15 protein-coding genes are annotated in these 18,998 nt (G+C 54.7%); 5 read left to right on the plus strand and 10 right to left on the minus strand.

Annotation, left to right across the window (positions count from 1 at the left end; translation table 11 throughout):
- The first annotated feature begins 14 nt into the window (after positions 1-14).
- From ACWAU0_RS11770 to ACWAU0_RS11780, 3 genes are all read left to right on the plus strand, one after another.
- A complete protein-coding gene (locus ACWAU0_RS11770) occupies positions 15-566 on the plus strand; it encodes a uracil-DNA glycosylase family protein (RefSeq protein WP_458139227.1) in 552 nt (183 codons plus the stop codon).
- Between the two features lie 59 nt (positions 567-625).
- Entirely contained in the window at positions 626-1,150 is a 525-nt protein-coding gene (locus ACWAU0_RS11775) for an REP-associated tyrosine transposase (protein ID WP_458136764.1), read from the plus strand.
- A gap of 318 nt (positions 1,151-1,468) precedes the next feature.
- Positions 1,469-2,368: an RES domain-containing protein gene (locus tag ACWAU0_RS11780; protein ID WP_458136765.1), complete on the plus strand. Its 900-nt coding sequence runs from the start codon at positions 1,469-1,471 to the stop codon at positions 2,366-2,368.
- Positions 2,369-2,531: 163 nt separating this feature from the next.
- On the opposite strand, the gene ACWAU0_RS11785 is transcribed toward ACWAU0_RS11780, so the two are convergent.
- The 9 genes from ACWAU0_RS11785 to glnE all read right to left on the minus strand — a co-directional run bounded on the left by ACWAU0_RS11785 (position 2,532) and on the right by glnE (position 15,988).
- Positions 2,532-2,888: a hypothetical protein gene (locus ACWAU0_RS11785; protein ID WP_319962067.1), complete on the minus strand. Its 357-nt coding sequence runs from the start codon at positions 2,886-2,888 to the stop codon at positions 2,532-2,534.
- 295 nt (positions 2,889-3,183) lie between these two features.
- Positions 3,184-4,602, minus strand: a complete 1,419-nt coding sequence (locus ACWAU0_RS11790; RefSeq protein ID WP_458136766.1) for an efflux transporter outer membrane subunit — start codon at positions 4,600-4,602, stop codon at positions 3,184-3,186.
- A 149-nt stretch (positions 4,603-4,751) separates the two neighbouring features.
- On the minus strand, positions 4,752-6,689 hold the full coding sequence (locus ACWAU0_RS11795; RefSeq protein ID WP_458136767.1) for a MacB family efflux pump subunit: 1,938 nt from the start codon (positions 6,687-6,689) through the stop codon (positions 4,752-4,754).
- A complete protein-coding gene (locus ACWAU0_RS11800) occupies positions 6,686-7,894 on the minus strand; it encodes an efflux RND transporter periplasmic adaptor subunit (RefSeq protein ID WP_458136768.1) in 1,209 nt (402 codons plus the stop codon). Before ACWAU0_RS11800 ends, ACWAU0_RS11795 begins: the two co-directional genes overlap by 4 nt.
- 583 nt (positions 7,895-8,477) lie before the next feature.
- The gene (locus ACWAU0_RS11805; protein WP_458136769.1) at positions 8,478-9,710 is read right to left on the minus strand and encodes a DNA adenine methylase; all 1,233 of its coding nucleotides are present in this window, start codon (positions 9,708-9,710) and stop codon (positions 8,478-8,480) included.
- On the minus strand, positions 9,703-10,494 hold the full coding sequence (locus ACWAU0_RS11810) for a hypothetical protein (protein ID WP_458136770.1): 792 nt from the start codon (positions 10,492-10,494) through the stop codon (positions 9,703-9,705). The genes ACWAU0_RS11805 and ACWAU0_RS11810 overlap by 8 nt, the downstream gene beginning before the upstream one ends.
- Positions 10,495-10,671: 177 nt before the next feature.
- A complete protein-coding gene (locus ACWAU0_RS11815; RefSeq protein WP_458136771.1) occupies positions 10,672-12,318 on the minus strand; it encodes a phospholipase D-like domain-containing protein in 1,647 nt (548 codons plus the stop codon).
- A 100-nt stretch (positions 12,319-12,418) separates the two neighbouring features.
- Positions 12,419-13,051: a ribonuclease T2 family protein gene (locus ACWAU0_RS11820; protein ID WP_458136772.1), complete on the minus strand. Its 633-nt coding sequence runs from the start codon at positions 13,049-13,051 to the stop codon at positions 12,419-12,421.
- A gap of 63 nt (positions 13,052-13,114) precedes the next feature.
- Positions 13,115-15,988: a bifunctional [glutamate--ammonia ligase]-adenylyl-L-tyrosine phosphorylase/[glutamate--ammonia-ligase] adenylyltransferase gene (gene glnE, locus ACWAU0_RS11825; protein ID WP_458136773.1), complete on the minus strand. Its 2,874-nt coding sequence runs from the start codon at positions 15,986-15,988 to the stop codon at positions 13,115-13,117.
- A gap of 167 nt (positions 15,989-16,155) precedes the next feature.
- On the opposite strand from glnE, the gene ACWAU0_RS11830 reads away from it, so the two are divergent.
- Both ACWAU0_RS11830 and ACWAU0_RS11835 read left to right on the plus strand, forming a co-directional pair.
- On the plus strand, positions 16,156-16,629 hold the full coding sequence (locus tag ACWAU0_RS11830) for a hypothetical protein (RefSeq protein WP_458136774.1): 474 nt from the start codon (positions 16,156-16,158) through the stop codon (positions 16,627-16,629).
- Positions 16,630-16,632: 3 nt separating this feature from the next.
- Positions 16,633-18,123, plus strand: a complete 1,491-nt coding sequence (locus ACWAU0_RS11835) for a DcaP family trimeric outer membrane transporter (protein WP_458136775.1) — start codon at positions 16,633-16,635, stop codon at positions 18,121-18,123.
- 62 nt (positions 18,124-18,185) lie between these two features.
- On the opposite strand, the gene ACWAU0_RS11840 is transcribed toward ACWAU0_RS11835, so the two are convergent.
- Positions 18,186-18,998, minus strand: a complete 813-nt coding sequence (locus ACWAU0_RS11840; protein ID WP_458136776.1) for a general secretion pathway protein GspB — start codon at positions 18,996-18,998, stop codon at positions 18,186-18,188.

Below are 18,998 nucleotides of genomic sequence, written 5' to 3' on the forward strand. Positions count from 1 at the left end.
CTCGCTGCCCGGCCATGATCCGCCCGGTGGTCAGCGGCAAGCCGGTGCTGTCGCCCATCCTGCTGATCGGTCAGGCGCCCGGCGACAAGGAAGGTGTGCTGGGCAGGCCGTTTGCCTGGACGGCGGGTAAAACGATGTTTAAATGGTTTGCCCAAATCGGTTTGGACGAAGCCAGTTTTCGGGAGCGGGTCTATATGGCGGCGGTGTGCCGCTGCTTTCCGGGGAAAAACCCCAAGGGCGGCGACCGCGTACCCAATCCGCAGGAAATCCAGCAATGCGCGTCCTGGCTGCAAGCGGAAGTCGAGTTGTTGCAGCCCAAGTTAATCATTCCGGTCGGCAAGCTGGCAATTCAACAAATGCTACCGGTCGATAAACTCAGCGAGGTCATCGGCGGTTTGCACCGCCTGAATTTTCACGGCCACGATACCGACGTCATCCCGCTGCCACATCCCTCCGGCGCCTCCACCTGGCATCGCACCGAGCCGGGTGCCGGTTTGCTGCAAGCGGCATTGGCAACTATTCAGGAACATGCGGCCTGGCGACAAGTGTTGGGGCGTCCAACGTAGGGCGCAATAACCAACGGGCATTGCGCCGCATTGAATCAACTTGCTATTGAAAATAAAAAATGGATTACCGAAGAATTTGGCACCCTGGCGGTACCTATTTTTTTACCATCAATTTGTTACAAAGGAATGGTAACGATCTGTTGATACAACATATTCACCTGCTACGAGAATCAATCAATACGGTTAAAACTAAGCACCCGTTCAAAATTCACGGTTGGGTGGTATTGCCGGAGCACATGCATTGTTTAATAGAGTTACCGGAAAACGACATCGACTACGCTACGCGAATACGGCTGATAAAAATTGGATTTTCCAAGGCAATACCCAAAACCGAACGGAGATCGACCGTAAGAATAAAGCGGGGAGAACGCGGAATATGGCAACGGCGTTATTGGGAGCACCTGATACGGGATGAAGCTGACTTTCAAGCGCATTTGGATTACATCCACCATAACCCGGTAAAACATGGCTGGGTAACACAAGTAAAAGACTGGCCATACTCGACTTTTCACCGATGGGTCGAAAGGGGCGTCTATCCGTTAGATTGGGCAGGAATTGACGGAGATTTATATGTCTTTGAGTAACTTTAAAATACGGCACAATGCCCGTTGGATAGGGTGCCTTACGGTTTTCGTGTTACAAGTCCAATTGTAGGGCGTCAATAGGCGCAGCCGCATTGCGCCGTATGTTGGCCTTCAAACATGCGGCGCATTACGCTATCGCTAATGCGCCCTACGAGCTAATTGAATGGTAGGGTACGCATCGCGTACCTTTCAGTTTTTGGATATGAATCAAGTTCGAATAAGGTACGCGGCGCGTACCCTGCATGGCTTTGAGTAGTTTTAAAATACGGCGCAATGCCCATTGGCTTTTGCATCTTTCGACCTTCTACAATACTGAAAATGTTGGATTTTATGCTACATCCTATTACGCACAAATTTCCCCCTATTCCTGTTGCAGAGCTAGTTGATGGTATTAATAGTTTTGATTCTATGGATCTAACGCAGCAGCGCGAATTCATTTCTCACCTTGTCAATAAGCACGTAATTCTTACAGTCGATTGGGGGCCAGGATGGAGATATAGGCGAGCGAGAATAATTGGGGAAGACGAATATCCAAATAATGCCCAAGATTTACTTTGGAGACAAAATATCCCCGCATCTGCTGGAAGGGCCAATCCGAAAGGATTTTCAATTTTGTATGTGGCGGATAGGCCAGAAACTGCGCTAAACGAAATCCGCGCAGAACGATCTTCGGTGCTGATGTCAGAGTTGGAAATTTGCCCAGGGAAGCAAGTAACCGTGTGCCCTATTGGAGAGCTTATGCAGATTCAACGAACCGGAAGGGGTTTCCTTTGTGGAAATAGATCCGACTCGATAAGTTCCATCATCAATGCGTGTTCCCATGAAGAGGCCAAATCTCTGTTACTTACAGACGCATTTTTATATGAATGTCTAGTCAGCGATGATGACGATTATAAAAAGTCATCGTGGGTTGCAAAATCTATTTTCGAAAAGAATTTGGAGTGTTCAGTAATTGCTTATTCAAGTGTGCGTCTACGTGGCGCCTTAAATTTCGCAATTAGGACTGAAAATTTTTGGGACGCTTGGGGAATAAGTTCAGCCAGACGTATGAGGGCTAAACATTTAGCACTTGGATATTACGATTTAACCGATGTATGTCATGTGACCGGCATATGGACGAGTGGAAAATTGGAATGGGATTCTAAAACCGAAAACAGGAATGCTGTGGTTTTGTTGGATCCTCTGTGGAAGCCTAAAGGTGATATTCAGCCCGCGTAGGGCGAAACAACCAACGGGCATTGCGCCGCATTCCAATGTGGCTACGGTCCTGGAGCCACAGTCCAAAATAGGTTGTGCCGAGCCATGCGAGGCGCAACGGTCTCGATTGATGTGTCTGACGGCTGCATCCTATTTTCGCTAGGATTTGGCGCACGTTATCTTTCTACGAGCCGTCCTTGTCCTTGTTACCCGGGCCCAGGGAAATTCCAGTTTTGGTCTTGCTGAACTGTCCCGCTATCTTAGGTAACTCCCACAATGAAAAGTAGCCGAATGCTATTGCTCCGAGCAAGACTATCACTGCAACGGCAACTATGCCCCAAGTTTCGATTTTAGCGTCTGTGAATGCATTCAGCGCTGCGAGTCCAACCACTGCCAGCAAGCCAATAATCGAAGCAGTCAGAGTCCCTGCAAAACCATATTTGGCAAATTCGACATATAGCTTCTTTTGTTCAAGCTCCAATTGCTGTTCTTGAAGCCTGAGTTCCCTTTCTCTGAGTTCTGCGTCTGTTAGTTCTGGCATCGGTAGTAGTCCATTGTTTGCAAAGAAATCGGCTGGTCGCTCAACGCTAAGGTAACGGGGCCCGCCATTAACTAAAGTCAAACGGAGCCACCGAACCTTGATAAAAACAAAAAACACACAAAATTTAGCCCATCCTAAGCTCCAGGGCAAATACGTCAATCTCAGTACGGTGCCTTTCTTTTCGCCTGACGTATTGTGATTATGCAGTAGCCTAACGGCAAAGTCATTCCGTCAAGACTTTTAATCCGTAAACCCTGGTTACAAGAATCAACGGGCATGGCGCCGAATTCCTCCGTCATGGCCCCGGCGCCAAGTCGGACAAATCGGTATTCTGCTCACTCAACGCCCAACCGCCCCCCAACGCCTTATACATCTGCACCTGAGCAACCAGCACGTCCAGTCTGGCCTGTACCCGGCTGTTTTCGGTGGTCAGGTAGCTGCTTTGCGCGTTCAGCAGGGCTTGGTAATCGACCGCTCCGAGCCGGTAGCGGTTTTGCGAGATGTCGTAGGCCAGTTTGGCCTGGGCGGCGGCGTGTTGCAGGGCTTGCAGGCGGCGGCTGGAGTTGGCGTAGGTGGTGGCCGCGTCTTCGACTTCCTTGAAGGCGGTCAACACGGTTTTCCGGTAGTTTTCCACCAATTCGGCATTGGTTGCCAGGGCGTTACCCAAGGCGCCTTCCAGGCGGCCGCCCTGAAACAAAGGCTGGGTCAAGCCGGCCGCCAGACTGGCCGCGACGCCGGCCGGTTGCGGATTGGATAATATGCTGCTCAGGCTGAGTTGCAGTTTGGGATAAAATGCCGCACGGGCCACGGCGATGTCGGCGTTGGCGGCGATCAATTCCATCTCCAATTGGCCGATGTCGGGCCGACGTTGCAACAATGTGGCCGGCTGCTCGGCGGCGATGATCGGTACGCTCAGTGCGGCGAATTGCGCCGGTTCCAGTACCAGATGTTGCGGTGGATGGCCCAGCAAAATGGCCAGGGTGTTTTCCGCCAGGGTTTGCTGTTGCGTCAGTAAATCGAGGTTGGCGCGGGCGTTGGCTTGAGCGGTGCGCTGCTGCGCCACTTCCAGTTCGTAAGCGGCGCCGGCTCGCTGCCGGGCTTCGATGATGGTCAAAATCGCGGTGACCGTATTCAAAAAATCGCTGGCGATTTGCCGCCGCTCCTGGATGGCCAGCAAATTGAAATAGGCTTGGCCGACATCGGCCATCACTACCAATTGCAAGGCATCGCGGGCGAACACCTGGCTGAGCAGCCGGGCGCTGCCGGCATCGCGCCGGGCCCGATTGGCGCCCCATAAATCCACTTCGTAAGCAATGTCCAGCTGGCCGCTGGTTTTTTGCGTGTCGCTGGCGTTGTTGCGGGTATCGGTAAAATCGCCGTTCAGGGTCGCTGCCGGCCATAGCCCGGCACCGGCGATACGGGCCTGCGCGCGGGCTTGTTCGATACGCTGCCGGGCGGCGTTCAAGTCGTTGTTATAAGCCAGCGCGTCGGTCATCAATCGGTTCAATTGCTCGCTAGCAAAGGCCTGCCACCATTGCGGATTGATGTTGGCGCTGTTGGCTTGTTCGGCCTCCCGCCATTGCGTAGGGGTTTCCACGACGGGGCTTTGGTATTCGGTCAATAAATTGCAGCCGGTCGCGAACAGTACTGTGCCGGCCAATAGCAAACGCACAGGCTTGATCAAACGTATTCTCGAATCGCCATGGGTCTTCATTCCCACGAAACCTGGAAGCCATGGTGATGTAGGCTGTTGATTGGATTCCCTCATCCCAGCCTTCTCCTTTATGCCCCACGGGTGCTGAAGGGAGAAGGAGTCTTTTTGAGCTGTTAGAAAGTCCCTGAAGTCAAGGTTAACCATTTTATTCATTCCGCCGCCAAGGCCACGACCGGGTCCAAATGAGCGGCCTTGCGGGCCGGTAAATAGCCGAACAACAAGCCGGTGCCAAAGGCGCAGGAAAAGGCCAATATCGCCGGCAACGGCGAGAACAATACCGCCATCTCGAAATACTTCAGCAGATAACCGGCAGCGAAGCCCAGCAATACGCCCATCAGCCCGCCCAGGATGCAGACCACCGCCGCTTCGGTATTGAATTGCAGCAGAATGTCGCGGCGGCGGGCGCCGGTGGCGATGCGGATGCCGATTTCGCGGGTGCGTTCGGTGACGCTGACCAGCATGATGTTCATCACGCCGATGCCGCCCACCAGCAAGGAAATCGCCGCGACGATGCCCAGCATCAGGGTAAAGGTGTTCTGGGTTTCGGTGGCCGATTCGATGATGGAGGCCATGTTGCGGATGCGAAAATCCTCGGTCTGGTGGCGGGCGATCAACAAGTCGCTGATGGCTTGTTGGGTGTCGTCAATTTTGTTCAAGTCACGGACTTTGACGGTAATGCCGCCCAGATATTTCTGCCCAAATAAACGAATCAAACCGGTACTGATCGGCACAAACACGCCGTCGTCCCGGTCGCTGCCCATCGCATCGGCGCCTTTGGGTGACATCACGCCGATCACTTCAAACGGAATATTGCCTATCATCACAAAACGGCCGATAGGGTCTTCGCCTTCCACAAAAAGCAGTTTGCGCACGGTTTCGCCTAGCACCATCACCGGCGCATAACGGCGTTGGTCGCGTTCGTCGAAGAAGTCGCCGCTGCCGACCGGCCAGTCGCGCACCATCGGCATGCTCGGCGCGACGCCTTGCACGCTGGTGGCGTAATCGACGGCGCCGTAACGCACCGTCAAGCGACTGCTGCGTTCCGGCGACGCCCATTCGACATTATCCAGCTCGGCAATCGCCTCGGCGTCGGCCAAAGTGAGTGTCGCCACGTCGCCGCCACCGCGAAAGCCGGTCAGGCCGGGACGGATAGACAGGATATTGGTGCCCATCGTCCGCATCTGATCCAGCACTTTTTCTTGGCTGCCCTGGCCGACTGCCAGCATCGTCACCACTGCGGCGACGCCGATCACAATGCCCAGCAAGGTCAGGGCGGTACGAAACAAGTTGGCGCGCAAAGAGCGCAAAGCGGTTTTGGCGGCTTCGCCCAGTTCGGCCAGCAAACCAGCCGCGCCGATGCCGCGGTGCTGGGGAGGGGGCAATCGCTGTCCGCTTTGATTGGCGGTGCCGTCACTGACGATTTTGCCGTCGGCGATATGAATGATGCGTTGGGCGTGGGCAGCGACTTTGTCGTCGTGGGTGATCAATAAAATGGTGCGGCCTTCCTGATGCAAGGCTTTCAACAAGGCCATCACTTCGGTGCCGCTTTGGCTGTCCAGCGCGCCGGTGGGTTCGTCGGCCAGGATGACCGGTGGATCGTTCATCAAGGCGCGGGCGATGGCCACCCGTTGCTGTTGGCCGCCGGATAGTTGCATCGGTTTGTGGCCGCTGCGCTCGGCCAAACCGAGTTTGCCGAGCAATTGCAAGGCCCGTTGTTGGCGCTCGGGTTTGGGCAGACCGGCATATAAGGCCGGAATCTCCACATTTTCGGCGGCGGTTGCGGTATTCAGCAGGTTGTAGCGTTGGAAGACAAAGCCAAAGCTTTCCCGGCGCAGCTCTGCCAGTTGGTCCGGGTCTAAATCCGCGACATTTTTCCCCAGCACTTGGTAGCTGCCGACATCGGCTTTGTCCAGGCAGCCGATCAGGTTCATTAATGTGGATTTGCCCGAGCCGGACTGGCCGATGATCGCCACAAATTCGCCGGGCCAAATGCTCAGCGAGACGTCGTTCAGCGCCCGGACGATGGTGTCGCCGTTGGGGTAAAAGCGCTGAATATGCTCAAGTTGCAGCAGGGGCAGGGCGCTCATAGTCTGGGCACTCCTGCGCCGGGATAGCCTTGATTGTTTTTGCGGTTTTTGGCCTTGTCGTCCATGCCGGTGTTGATTTGTAGTTTGTCGCCGACGGCCAGGCCGTCCAGCACTTGCGCAAAGCGCCTGGTTCTCAAGCCGATTTGGACGATTTTGTCTTGCACGCCTTGTTCGGTAAGGACTTTAACTTGGTAAGCATGGCCGCTGGCTTTATCTTCCTTGCGTTGACGTGGTCCCAATGCGTTCACAGGAATCAGCGGGACTTGTTCGGCTTTGCCCAACACGAAAAACATCTGGGTGCTCATGCCCGTCATCAGTTGCCGGTCGCGGTTATCGACATCAACTAGCACGTTGTACAACACCACGTTATTGATCACTTCCGGCGTTGGCAGTATTTGCCGGACCGTGCCTTGCCAGCGCCGTTCGCCGGAACCCAGCGTGGTGAAATACACCGGCATGTCGGAACGCAAGCGCATCACGTCGGCCTCGGCCACCTGGGCGCGGACCGTCATCGTATCCAGTTTGGCCAGTTGCAAAATGGTCGGCGTGGTTTGGTTGGCGTTCAGAGTTTGGCCTTCGCGGGCTTTTTGATCGACCATGGTACCGTCCATCGACGCAAAGATTTTGGTAAAACCCAGATTGGTTTTGTCGCCGTTTAAAGTCGATTGCACCTGTTCGATTTGGGCTTGCAACGATTCGGCGGTGGCCTTGGCGTTTTTTAAGGTGAACTCGCTATTCTGAAAGTCCTGGACGCTGATGCCTTTGCTTTGCAATAACTCGCGGTTGCGGTCGTATTGTTGCTGGGCGAATACCACTTGCGCTTGCTGGCCGGCCAGTTGCGCTTGCAAGTTTTTGATGTTGGCTTCGTCGGCGGCGACGCGGGCCGCATAGATGCGCGGGTCGATCTGGGCCAGTAATTGGCCGGCTTCGACGTTATCGCCGATCTTGACGTAAATTTTTTGCAACTGGCCGGTGACCTGGGCGCCGACATCCACGTATTCCTTGGGCTCCAGCTTGCCTTGGGCGGTGACGTTTTCTTCCAGATCGCCCAAAGTTACTTCCACTCTGTCGGCTTTGTCCTGGTTTGCGTGTTTGGGCTGCTTGGCAAAATACCAGCCGCCAACTGCGACCGCGATAGCCAGTAAAAACAGGACAAGCCAGCGCAGACGCCGGCGGTTTGGGGAGGAATCGAGCGATTGCAGCATGGCAATAATGTATGTCTACTTGAGGATGACGGATAGTTTCCCGACCGGCAGTAGTGGCGATGGCTTCGACAGCAGATAGCAGGATATGGCTTGGCAGGATGCCGAAACGCTAGCTCCAGCCGCCCGCCAAGTCTGCAGGGAGTTTATGCTTTGGTATCGGGCTTGGCAATACTGGGAAGGTAAAGCTTGGTAAAGATGAGGTATCGGATTTTGGTTAGCGTCAATTAAGTAGGGAAGTAGACGCAGTCGACCCAAAGTGGAAGTTCGGGTATTTATCTTGAATGTCGGTTTAAAATTTAAATCGGCCATTCAAATAATAAAAATTGTAGGGTGGATAAGCGAAGCGCCATCCACCATGGGAACGCAAATAGGTGGATGGCGCTTCGCTTATCCACCCTACGGCCCTGGGGTAGGTTTGTGACCTTTCCAGTCGTATAGTGCTGAGCCTGTAAGCTAATTACACGGCCTTTGCCGCCGGTCGCGGTCATACAATCGAGTGATTGTGGCCGGCATCTCGCAGCTTGCTGTCATTGAATAGGCAATTTGAGTTGGAGGAATACTCCCAAATTGATCCTAAATGTAATTACCCCGGCCAACGAGCAGTAACGTCATACTCGAAAAGCGCCTTGTTGCAGTTCCGCTTCCGTATGACCATCGAATCAGTGTTTTCGTACCCAAGCATCAGCAGGGAGGCAGTCAGAATCGCTGGGGTATCAACCATGTTTCCGAAGAAGCTGGAATTGCCGACAATGTAATGAAGCTCTGCACCCGGCTCCAGTACGTTTGGTAGCGACGATAAATGCAGGTGCATGTCATAGAAGTACTTGAGCACATAGGTCGCCATGAGCTGAGCATTCTTGCCGTCGCTCTTTGCGATGCGTCCAACCGCATCAGTTAGAACCTCCGGGAGCACTTTGCCATTTGGTCCCCATTCATTTAGGCGACTTGTAGCGATCCCCCAAGTGCCGCCTATCGCCTTCCAATCCATCTCACCCGCTTCTCGGGCTTCTTCAAGAAACTTCATCCAATACATGTACGGACGAAGTTCTCTAATATAGCTGATGCGATTCGGATAGGGGGGGGAGGTGACGACAAGGTTAAAGCGCCGCCCCATTTCTGGAATAGCGCGGGCATCCACCGCAACAACCGCCCCCTGGCCGCGTAGCTGGGTAGCGCTAGAGGCAAGCACGGCATCGAGAATGACTAGATACAGGTCTGTCACATGCTCGACTTCGTGGTCTATCGTCTCCGACGAAAATGACATGGACACGTGATTGAAGGCGGCTGCAGAAGTCTCTATCACCAACCGACAGAAGGCCACCCACGCCAGCCCGTCCGCTCGATCTTTCTCCGGCTCGCCGAACACTTCGACAAGCCCTGTCCGAAGTGCCGCTAGAGCTTGGAGTGTATCGGCTGACCACCAGCGCTCGATGTTGAACAGGCGGGGGGTCCAATTGTCCTTCTTCATCAAGGCGGGAACCCGAGCGATAGCCTGTTGCGCACCGTCTTGCACTAAGGCCAAGTGATCAGACGAGTATGACCGACACTTTACATTGCCAAGCCAGATCAAGAACGGATTGATGTCGAATGAAAGCGCAGAGTTGCCATGCTCCGCCGCCGTAAGTGTCGTGGTCGCAGTCCCGGAGAACGGATCAAGAATCGCAATATTGGGGGGGAATCTGGCGATTATCTCCTTCACCAGCTTTACAGAGTAGGCCGGAGTAAGCCGGAGCCAGCCGTGGCGACCGAGCGACTTGTTATGCTTAAACGTGAGGTCCGAGCGTTGCTTAACGGAATGGCGCGTGACTTCAAGCATTCAATAAGGCTTCCAGCGCTTCTTGGACTTCCTTCTGGATTGCGGGGGAGTTGCGCTTGAAAAAGTCGGCAAGATCAAAGCCCAAGACCTCCTTGCAGAAGGCGAACAGGGATGCGGTCGATGCGTCGTCTGCACGACCGACCAAAATTCCACCTCGGCTGTTTTGATAGCGAAGGACCAAATCACCGTCAATCTGACCGGAGAAGATGGCAAACACGGGCATGTAGCCTTGTGCCCAAGCTACGGCGATGTTGTCGATATCGCCGTTCTGCCGTTTACTATCCTTGCTCTTGTACCCCTGACGAACCTCGAACACCGCGCCGTGGTCGGGGATCTTCGCACCAAGAATTCGGCAGTATTCGGCAACCCACTCGTTTACCCGTGCCTTCACCGCAGCGTTCGTAATGTCATCGAATTGGAGGCGACCATCAAGCGAGAGTGTTTTGTCTTTCCCTGCGCTCGTCTTGGTCTTGTAGGACCATGTGGCGCTGTTCCTGTCCGTGTAGCCCGTGGCATCAATGATGATTTCACGAAAAAGGTTCTCGCACCCCTTGCCGATTTGCCGGTACACCGAAGTCATACCGCCGGCGGCTTTGTGGGCTGCATACATCAGTTCAGAATTCAGGCCGCACCACGCATAGAACGGATCGGCCCCGTACAGGTCAAGAAACTGCGGAAGGGATACGCCTTCTTCTTTATTTCCCTGTCCAAACTTTGGTTTGTACCGCTTGCATACCTTCAGCGGGTCTAAAAACTTCTTCAACAACTCTTTCTCTGTCGCCACCGGCGATTCCTCTTCATTCTTGGTCTAAAAACCGCCTCAAAGGCGGCGTTTCCATTATCCCACAATCAGAAAGGCTGAATCCCTGGAATTGACCGCCCGTCTGTATTCAGGATAAAGAGGCCCATTGAATGCCACTTAATCCAAACAATTGGTTCGCTAAGGACTTGCCTAACTCAACTAAAAAAACGCCAACCTTGCCACCTCGCGCTCGCCGCCGTCGAAAAATCGCAAAGCCCATTGGTCGGTAGGGTCCAGAAAGCCGGCTTTGGGATCGGTTTTCTTTTGTTTGGCGGTCCAGCTGACATAGTCGCGAAAATAGTAATGATCGAACATACGCATGAACTCGCCCAAATACACGTCGGCGACCGCTGTGTCGCCGATGATGAAGAGCTGGTTCTCGTCGTTGTAACGGCAGGAATTGGTGCTGAAGTTGGCCGAGCCGGTGACGACCAAGGGCTTGTCGGAAAGCGGATCTACCAGCAGGATTTTGGTATGCACATGCACACCGGAATGATGTTTGGATTCGGCCAGCAGCCGGCCTTGCCATTGCTCCAAAATGGATTTTTCATCTATAGCGGCACTGGCCGCCAATTGGGTGTTGGGCGCGTCGTGCAAGGCTTGACCGACTACGCTGCGGGTGTTCAACAAGCCCAAGACGTGAGCAGGCGCTGCGGCCAGGGCCGCTTCCAGGTCGTCGTGCATGGCAAACGGCGCGGTAAAGCAAATCAGGCGTTTGCTTGCCGTTACCCATTCCGCGCATTCGTTGATGGCTTCGGTGGATTTGCGTGGGCTTAGTACCAGATGCGAACCCGTCGCGGTCGTGGTCGGCGGTTGGGTTAAACCCATCGCGACTTTCCGCGAGTCGGCGCCGGGCAAGCTGGGGTTTTTCCAGACGGTTTGATGCCACTCGAAATATTGTTTGGCGGCTGTGGCATCACTGATGACGTGGCCGACGTTGGATTGCCCGTAAATCGCGCTATCGGTGAAATTGGTCGAGCCGGTCCACACCGACAGCGGTTTGCCTTTGCCGTTGCTCAACACCATAAATTTGTTATGCGAGATATTCAAACCGGCACCGGTGCGGGCTTTGCAGACGCTTTTCAAACCGTATTTTTTGATCTGCGGCAGCGCGTCGAGTGAAGGGCCGTCGCCTTTGGCGTCCAGCAAGCCGTCGTACAAAATCTCCAGCCTGACCTTGCGTTGCTTCGCGCGTTTAAGTGCCTCGAAAAATGCGTCTTTGGCAAATTCGTATAAAAATAAATGTAAGCCTTGTTTGGCTTGGGCTGCGTCGATATAGGCAATCAGGGCCTCCTCCAGACCGCGCGACAGCCAGCGGCGCGCGTTCTGATCCACGATTTCACCTGCCGGCAAGTGCGGAAAGCGAGAGGCAAAAGCCTGGCTGGCGGCCGCGCTACGATTGAAATGCACCGCATGACCTTTGCTGCCGATGGCGGCGGGTTGTTCGCAATTGACTTGCAGCGCAACCGAATCGAAAGTATTTAATGCGCCCGGTTTGCCGGTCAGCGCATGGACGGTGTAGGTATAACTGCGCCCAGGCTTGGTGGTGTAGTCACCCCAATGGAATTTCTGGATCGGGTGATGACGGCTGCTGACGCTAGAGCCGTCGTCGCCGGGCAGGTCGAAGCGCTTTAAGCCGCGCAGCCAAGTGATTTCGCCGTTTTCATGGTCTTCGCGGCGGATGCCGAAACCGATTAAGCCGCTGCAATAGGCTTTCGGGCAGGTAAATGCCAACAAGACCACGTAGGTACCGGCGATCGCTCTGACTTGCAAGCCCTTGGGGCTGATATTAATTTCGCTACGCATGGCCGTCTCCGTTTAGATAGAGTGGATGACAAGTTTAGGTCTGTTAACCCTCGGTTGCGAGGCTGGCAAGCGTCAAGAAATCGCTGTAAAGCCCCCGCAGCTATTTAATATTCCGCACCAAAAAATCCTTTTGCCCGCAAGATTTCGCCGCACTTTTAACCACGTCGGCGCTGCAACTAGCGGTCGCGCCGCCCTTATCCAGACACACGAACATTTCCTTGAAAAACCGCCCGCCGCCGCTGCAGAATGGGGCGATGGCCTGTTCCTTCAGCCACGGGTTGGCCTCGGTAAAGGCGCTTTTCAAGCCGTCCGCCGTGGTTCGGAAAGGTTTTTGCGGCCGCTGGTAGGCCTCCGGGATGGCGACTTTGCTTTTCAGTGCTTGCGATAATTGAAAATAACCGGCTTGGGTTAATCCAGAGCAGGTGCCGTGCTTTTCCCATTCGTGTTCGAACAGAAATTCGGACGGATAAAGCTCAGGAAACGCTTGAGCTTGACTAGGTGCGTAGGCTTCCTTGGTGCAAAAGCTTGGATAGCCGACGTTGTATTGCGGCCATAGGCCATGCAGCACCAAACCCAATTTCTTGCCGCACTGTTCGCGGTCTTTGGGCTGTTCCTCGCAATAGGTGGGCGACCAGGATAAGGCCAGCACATAGCCATCAAACTTGCCGGGCTTGCCGTTGGCGGCCAGGGCGGTCGAGAACGCTGCCAAACATAGCAGTAACCAAGCTTTCATAAATTTCTCCAAGTCTTAGAGTTTAGGGCGAGGAATTCGCCGCCTACATTTTTTAGCTCAGTATCAGAGCATAAACTGCTGCCAAATCCGCTCCACTTCCTTGCGCAGTTCTTGAAATTCGTCGCCGTGCGCGGTGGCGCTGAGGCCTTGCAAAACCTGATGGTGGCCGTAATCGCGGTAGGCGCAATAAGCTTGTTTTAGCAAGGCGGCATCGGCTGGCGAGATAAAACCGTGCTGCTGTAAACCTTCCAACAGGCGGACGTTGTCGGTGTAAGTTGCCAGACTGGGCTGCTGCGCGGTTTCTGCGAGGACGCCGAACTGGACGATAAACTCAATGTCGGCGATGCCGCCCTGGCTTTGCTTTAGATCGAATATCGACGGGTCTTTGGGGGCCAGGTTGTCGCGCATTTTTTCACGCATCTCCCGCACCTGGGTTTTCAGTTCTTCGCGATCCCGCGGTAAGGCTAAAATCCGGCCGCGGATGGCTTTGTAGCTGTGTTTCAAACTTTCGTCGCCGGCCACGAAACGGCCGCGCACCAAGGCTTGATGTTCCCAGGTCCAGGCTTCGTTTTTTAAATACGCTTCGTAATGGTCAATATGCGTGACCAGCAAGCCGGAATCGCCGTTGGGCCGCAAGCGTAAGTCCGCTTCGTAGAGGATGCCGGACAGCATTTTGGTATCCAGAATGTGGCGGATTTTTTGGCCCAGACGTAAATAAAACTGGCCGGCATTGATCGGTTTTTCGCCGTTGGTTTGCGCGTCGCCGTCGGCGCAGGCATATAAAAATACCAAATCCAGATCCGAGCCGTAGCCCAGTTCGATGCCGCCGAATTTACCGAAGGCAATGATCGCAAAGTTTTGCGGATCGGGGCCGGTGCCGGGCGGGTGGCCGTGCTTGCTGACCAGCATTTGCCAGGCGCATTGCAACACCTGCTCCAGAATGGCTTCGGCGGTCCAGGTCAGGTAATCGCTGACGATCATGACCGGTATCACGCCCATGATGTCGGCTGCGGCTACCCGCAACACATTCAGATGCTTGAACTGGCGCAGCGCAATCATCAGTTGTTCGCTGTCCTGGGTATCGACGCGCGCCAGTTCGCGCTGCAAGTCCTCGCGCAAGGCCTGTTTTTGCAGCGGGTCGTACAGCGAACGGGTATCCAGCAGTTCGTCGAACAGAATCGGATACAGGGACAGATATTCGCAAATCCACGGACTGGCTGCGGCCAGCTTGATCAGCTGATTCAGCGCGTCCGGATTTTCGGCCAGCAAGGCTAGATAGACGTTGCGGCCGGCTACGGCTTCGAATAAATCCAGAATCCGCAGCAAGGTCGCATCGCTTTTTTCGCTGTTTGCCACTTGTTCTATCAGTTGCGGCATTAACCGGTCCAACACCCCGGCCCCCTTGCTGGTCATGCGTTTAATCGCGTGCGATTCTTTAAAATCGACGAGGGCTTTTTGGATGTTCAGCGGATCGGCAAAGCCATAGTCGGCCAGTGCTTCCAGCGCCAGTTCGTTGTCCGCGGGGCTGGCCCATATCAAGCGCGCGCTTTGCTGTTTATTGTCCTGTTCGCTGAGCGAAAACACTTGCTCGAAAATATCCTGCACCGACTCGCGGACCTGGTCCAGTTCGGCTTTGAACGCGCTCCAATCCTCAAAGTCCAGTGAATAGGCCAGAATTTGTTGTACCAGCGGGTTAGCGGGTAGGTCGTGGGTTTGTCTGTCCTGGTATTGCTGGATGTGGTTTTCCACGCGCCGTAAAAACCGGTAGGCAAATTTTAAGGTGGCCACATCCTCGACCATCATCAACCCCAGCTCTTCCAGAACGCTGAGGATGGTTTGGATTTCACGTTGCTGCAAGGCGACGTCCTGGCCGCCGCGAATCAACTGAAAGGCTTGGCCGATGAACTCTACCTCGCGGATGCCGCCGGGGCCGAGTTTGACATTGTCGGCGCGGTCGCGGCGTTTTAGCTCCTGGGCGATTTGGAATTTTAACGAGCGTAATTCCTCGAACGCGCCGTAATCCAGATAGCGGCGATAGACAAACGGTTTGATTAATGCGGCCAGGTGTTTGCCGGTATGGAAATCGCCGGCCACTTGCCGGGCCTTGATCATGGCATAGCGTTCCCATTCACGGGCTTGGGTCAGGTAGTAATGCTCCATGCCGTCGAAATTCATGATCAACGGGCCGCTGTCGCCAAACGGGCGCAAACGCACGTCGGTGCGGAACACAAAACCGTCCACGGTAATCTCGTCCAGCATTTTTACCAGCGAGCGGCAGATGCGGGTGAAGAATTCGCCGTAACTGATTTCCTTTTTCTCGGTGAGGACGCCGTCTTCGGCGTAAGCAAAAATCAGGTCGATGTCGGAGGAATAATTCAATTCCCAGGCCCCGAGTTTGCCCATCCCCAGCACCACGATGTTAAACGGCGTGCCGTCGGCCAGCGTGGGTGTGCCCCAGCGCGCGCAAGCCTGCCGATATAAAAAATCCAGCGCGGTTTGAATACAGACCTCGGCCAAGGCGGTTAAATCCGACAGCGTTTCGTCCAGATCGGACCAGCCGGCCAGATCGCGCCAGGCGATTCTGATCATCTCCCGGCGGCGGAATATACGTAATTGCCTGGCTAGGGCAGGTTCGCCGTCGGCGTTGCCGCTCTTTTGCAATGAGGCGGCATAATCGGCGCGGCGCAGCGGGGCGAATAGATCGGTGGATGTCACCAGCTCCGGAATTAGATCGGGATGGCGCAGCCAGCTTTCGCTGATAAATTGACTGCAAACACAGACTTTTAATACCGAAGCGCAAAATACCTCGTTGTCGAAAACCTGGCGTTGCTCTTGGCTAAGCTTTTCGTCGAGCTTGGTGCAAAAGTCGGAGGCCAAAGTCCGCAGTTCATCCGGCAACAGTACCGTGTGCTGGGACAGCGAATCGAAAAGTGACATAGGCGGGATCCTGTCGGAAGAACGGAAGCAGCATGATACCTAAACTGCAGACGCTACCCTAGATGGCGGCTGAAAAAATATCCACACAGGAATCGGGTAAACTTAAACCAGGCCAGGATGCGGCTGAGCGCCGCATCTTTCAGATTGATCGAACCGGAGCGCAACACATGAAAACGCTGTATCTATCCGCACTACTATTGATGTTGAGCGCTTGTAGCCAAAATAATCAGTATGCGTATTTGCAGGGTGGGCGCAGCCAAACCGGCCAGCCGGCCTTACATGCGGTGCGGGACAAGCGCTTGCATGAATTGATGGACCGGATGAACAGCCTGATGCAGGAGCGGTTTATGACCGAACAGCAACTAGACGTGGAGCGCCGTAAATATTCAAGGCAAATCGGCGAAGCAGCGCGGGATTTGGCGGCTACTGTCGAGATCATGATTGCCCGTATGCCCGGTTTGCAGTTAAACGCAGGCGAACAAACCACGTTTCTGGCCCTGGCCGGCAAGCTGCGCGAAGAGATGCGTCAATTGCAGCATCTGGCCGAGCAAAATCATATAGACGCCATTCCGGATAGTCTGCATGAAATCAACACCACCTGTACCTCTTGTCATGCGTTGTTTAGAAAGCTGGGGGGTTAGAAGATGAGCAAATTCCTACAACGATGTCTCATGTTGCTGTGCTGTTGGATGGTAAATCCCGCGCAAGCTGCCGACGAAGACATCAAGGCTTTGCTGAAGGCCTTAAGTCAGCAAGTCACTCAATTACAGAGTCAGGTTGAGCGTTCCAATGCCAGGATCGAACAGCTGGAGCAGGAGTTGCAGCATGTCCGCGCCGAGCAAGTTGCCGCCGGCAAGGCACCGGTCAGCAATACGGTGCAAGCGGTGGCGGCGTCACCGACAACGGTAGCGACGGGCGGCACCGGTTCCGCTTCAGTGAGCGATAAGGCCAAAGAGAAGCCGGCGGTGACGGTTGGCGATGTGAAAGGCACGTTTAAAATTCCCGGTACCGACACTTCGGTGGGTTTGGGCGGGTTCGTGAAAATGGACACCTTGTTTAACAGCGTCAGCGCTGGGCGTGACAGGCTGGGCGATCAGCAACTGGCGATGGCGCAAATTCCGGTGGGTGCGGCCGGTGAACGTGGGCAAATTACTTTTCACGGCAAAGAAAGCCGCTTGTGGTTCAAATCGTTTACCCCGACGACTGACTGGGGCGACATCAACACCTATATCGAGTTTGACTTTTACGGCGATCCGGCAACGTACACATACACGCCGCGTTTGCGCCACGCCTACGGCTCCATCGGTCATTTCCTGGCCGGACAAACCTGGACCACCTTTCTCAACGTATCCGCATTGCCGGATACGTTGGATGTGGGTGGCTCTGCTGGCGCTGTCGCGAGCCTGCGCGATCCCTTGGTGCGCTGGAGCGAGCCGTTTAATTGGCTGGATACGCCGATGGAGTGGCAAGTGGCATTGGAGGCGCCGCGCAGCCGTTTGTGGGTCGATAGTGCGCTGGAGCCTTCTTCCAGTAAAAGCACTAATCCCAATTTGGATGCGGGGTATTACACGACGCCCAACGCTGATCGTTATCCGGATTTGATGGCTAGGCTCAACCTGAATCCGGATTGGGGTAATGTGTCTTTGGCGGCGGTCGGCAGGCAGTTGCGCTATAGCAATGGCTCGACGGGTTATCGGCAAGCCGAGTGGGGCGGCGGGGTTAATTTGGCCGGACGGATAAGTACCTTCGGTTTAGATAATATGCGCTTTATGGCGCATTACGGCAAAGGCGACGGGCGCTATGTGTCCACCAATAACACCTTCGCCGACGCGGCGCTGGATCAACATGGCGCTATCGAGCTGGTCAATGCCTACGGCGGCATGTTGTCTTATCAGCATTGGTGGGATAAGCAATGGCGGTCTAATGTTACCTATGGTTTTGCGCAGGCGGATTACCCCAGTTACGCAAATACGGTGCTGAGCCGTCAGGTGCAATCCGTGCATGCCAATTTGCTGTGGAGCCCGGTCAGCCAGGCTATGTTTGGCGTGGAATACACTTATGCGACGCGCGAGTTGATCGATGGTCGGGATGGCGTGTTACAGCGGGTGCAGTTTTCAGCCAAATATAGTTTTTGAGCTTGGCTGCAACCCAGTTCAATGGGCCGGGCGGAAGGCGTTAGGCATTCCGCCAGCTGCTATTAGCGTTTGATTTTGAACACCCGGCCCTGATAACGGACGATGATCCCGTCCTCCACTATTTCCTTCAGTTCCAACTGGTCTTTGATCGTCTGGCCGGGTACGTATTTGACCATGTCTATCATCACGAAACGCTCCGCCGGTGTGGGTGAATAGCTAAATACATTAATCGGTAGGTCTGGCAACGACTGGCGCACTTCCGGCGGTAAGTCTTGTAAAGTGGGCAAGTCGTTTTGTGGACTTGCTAGCGCGACTGGCTCCGGTTTTTTCGCTACGGCTTGTTCACTGGGTTCTTCGATGCGTTGCGGAACAAGTTTAGATTGTCGTTCTATCTCGGCTGTCGGCTTGCTAGCCGGCGCTGCTGCGGTGGTTACCGTCGGTAAGGGCTTAACCGGCTGCGCTGGCGCAACGGCCGGTTTAACCCTCTCGACCGGCTCAACCGCTTGTTTTGTGTTAGCGGCGAGTTTCTCGGCTGCCGACGTCGGATTGCGAGGCGGCTCAGTTTTGGGCGTGGGGGCAAGCTTTGCCGGTTTCGGTGGACTATCGGCCTGCAATTGTGGATTTGCTTTCGCGATCAACGGCGCCGCTTCTTCGATATTGGCCAGGGGCTGCACTTTGTCTGCGGGTGCCTGCGGCGCGATGCCCAGAAAATAGACCAGAATCGCCAAATTCAACAGGACCAGCGCCACGATGATCTTAGTCAGGCCGTGTCGTTCCGGCGTTTGCTCGATAGCGATGCGGCTGGTCACCGAGTCGGGCTGCATGGCTTGGCGTTCTCGTTCGGATTTGCGCAATGCGTTCAAGATGTAAGACAT

Source organism: Methylomonas sp. Uni0009, assembly GCF_054188105.3.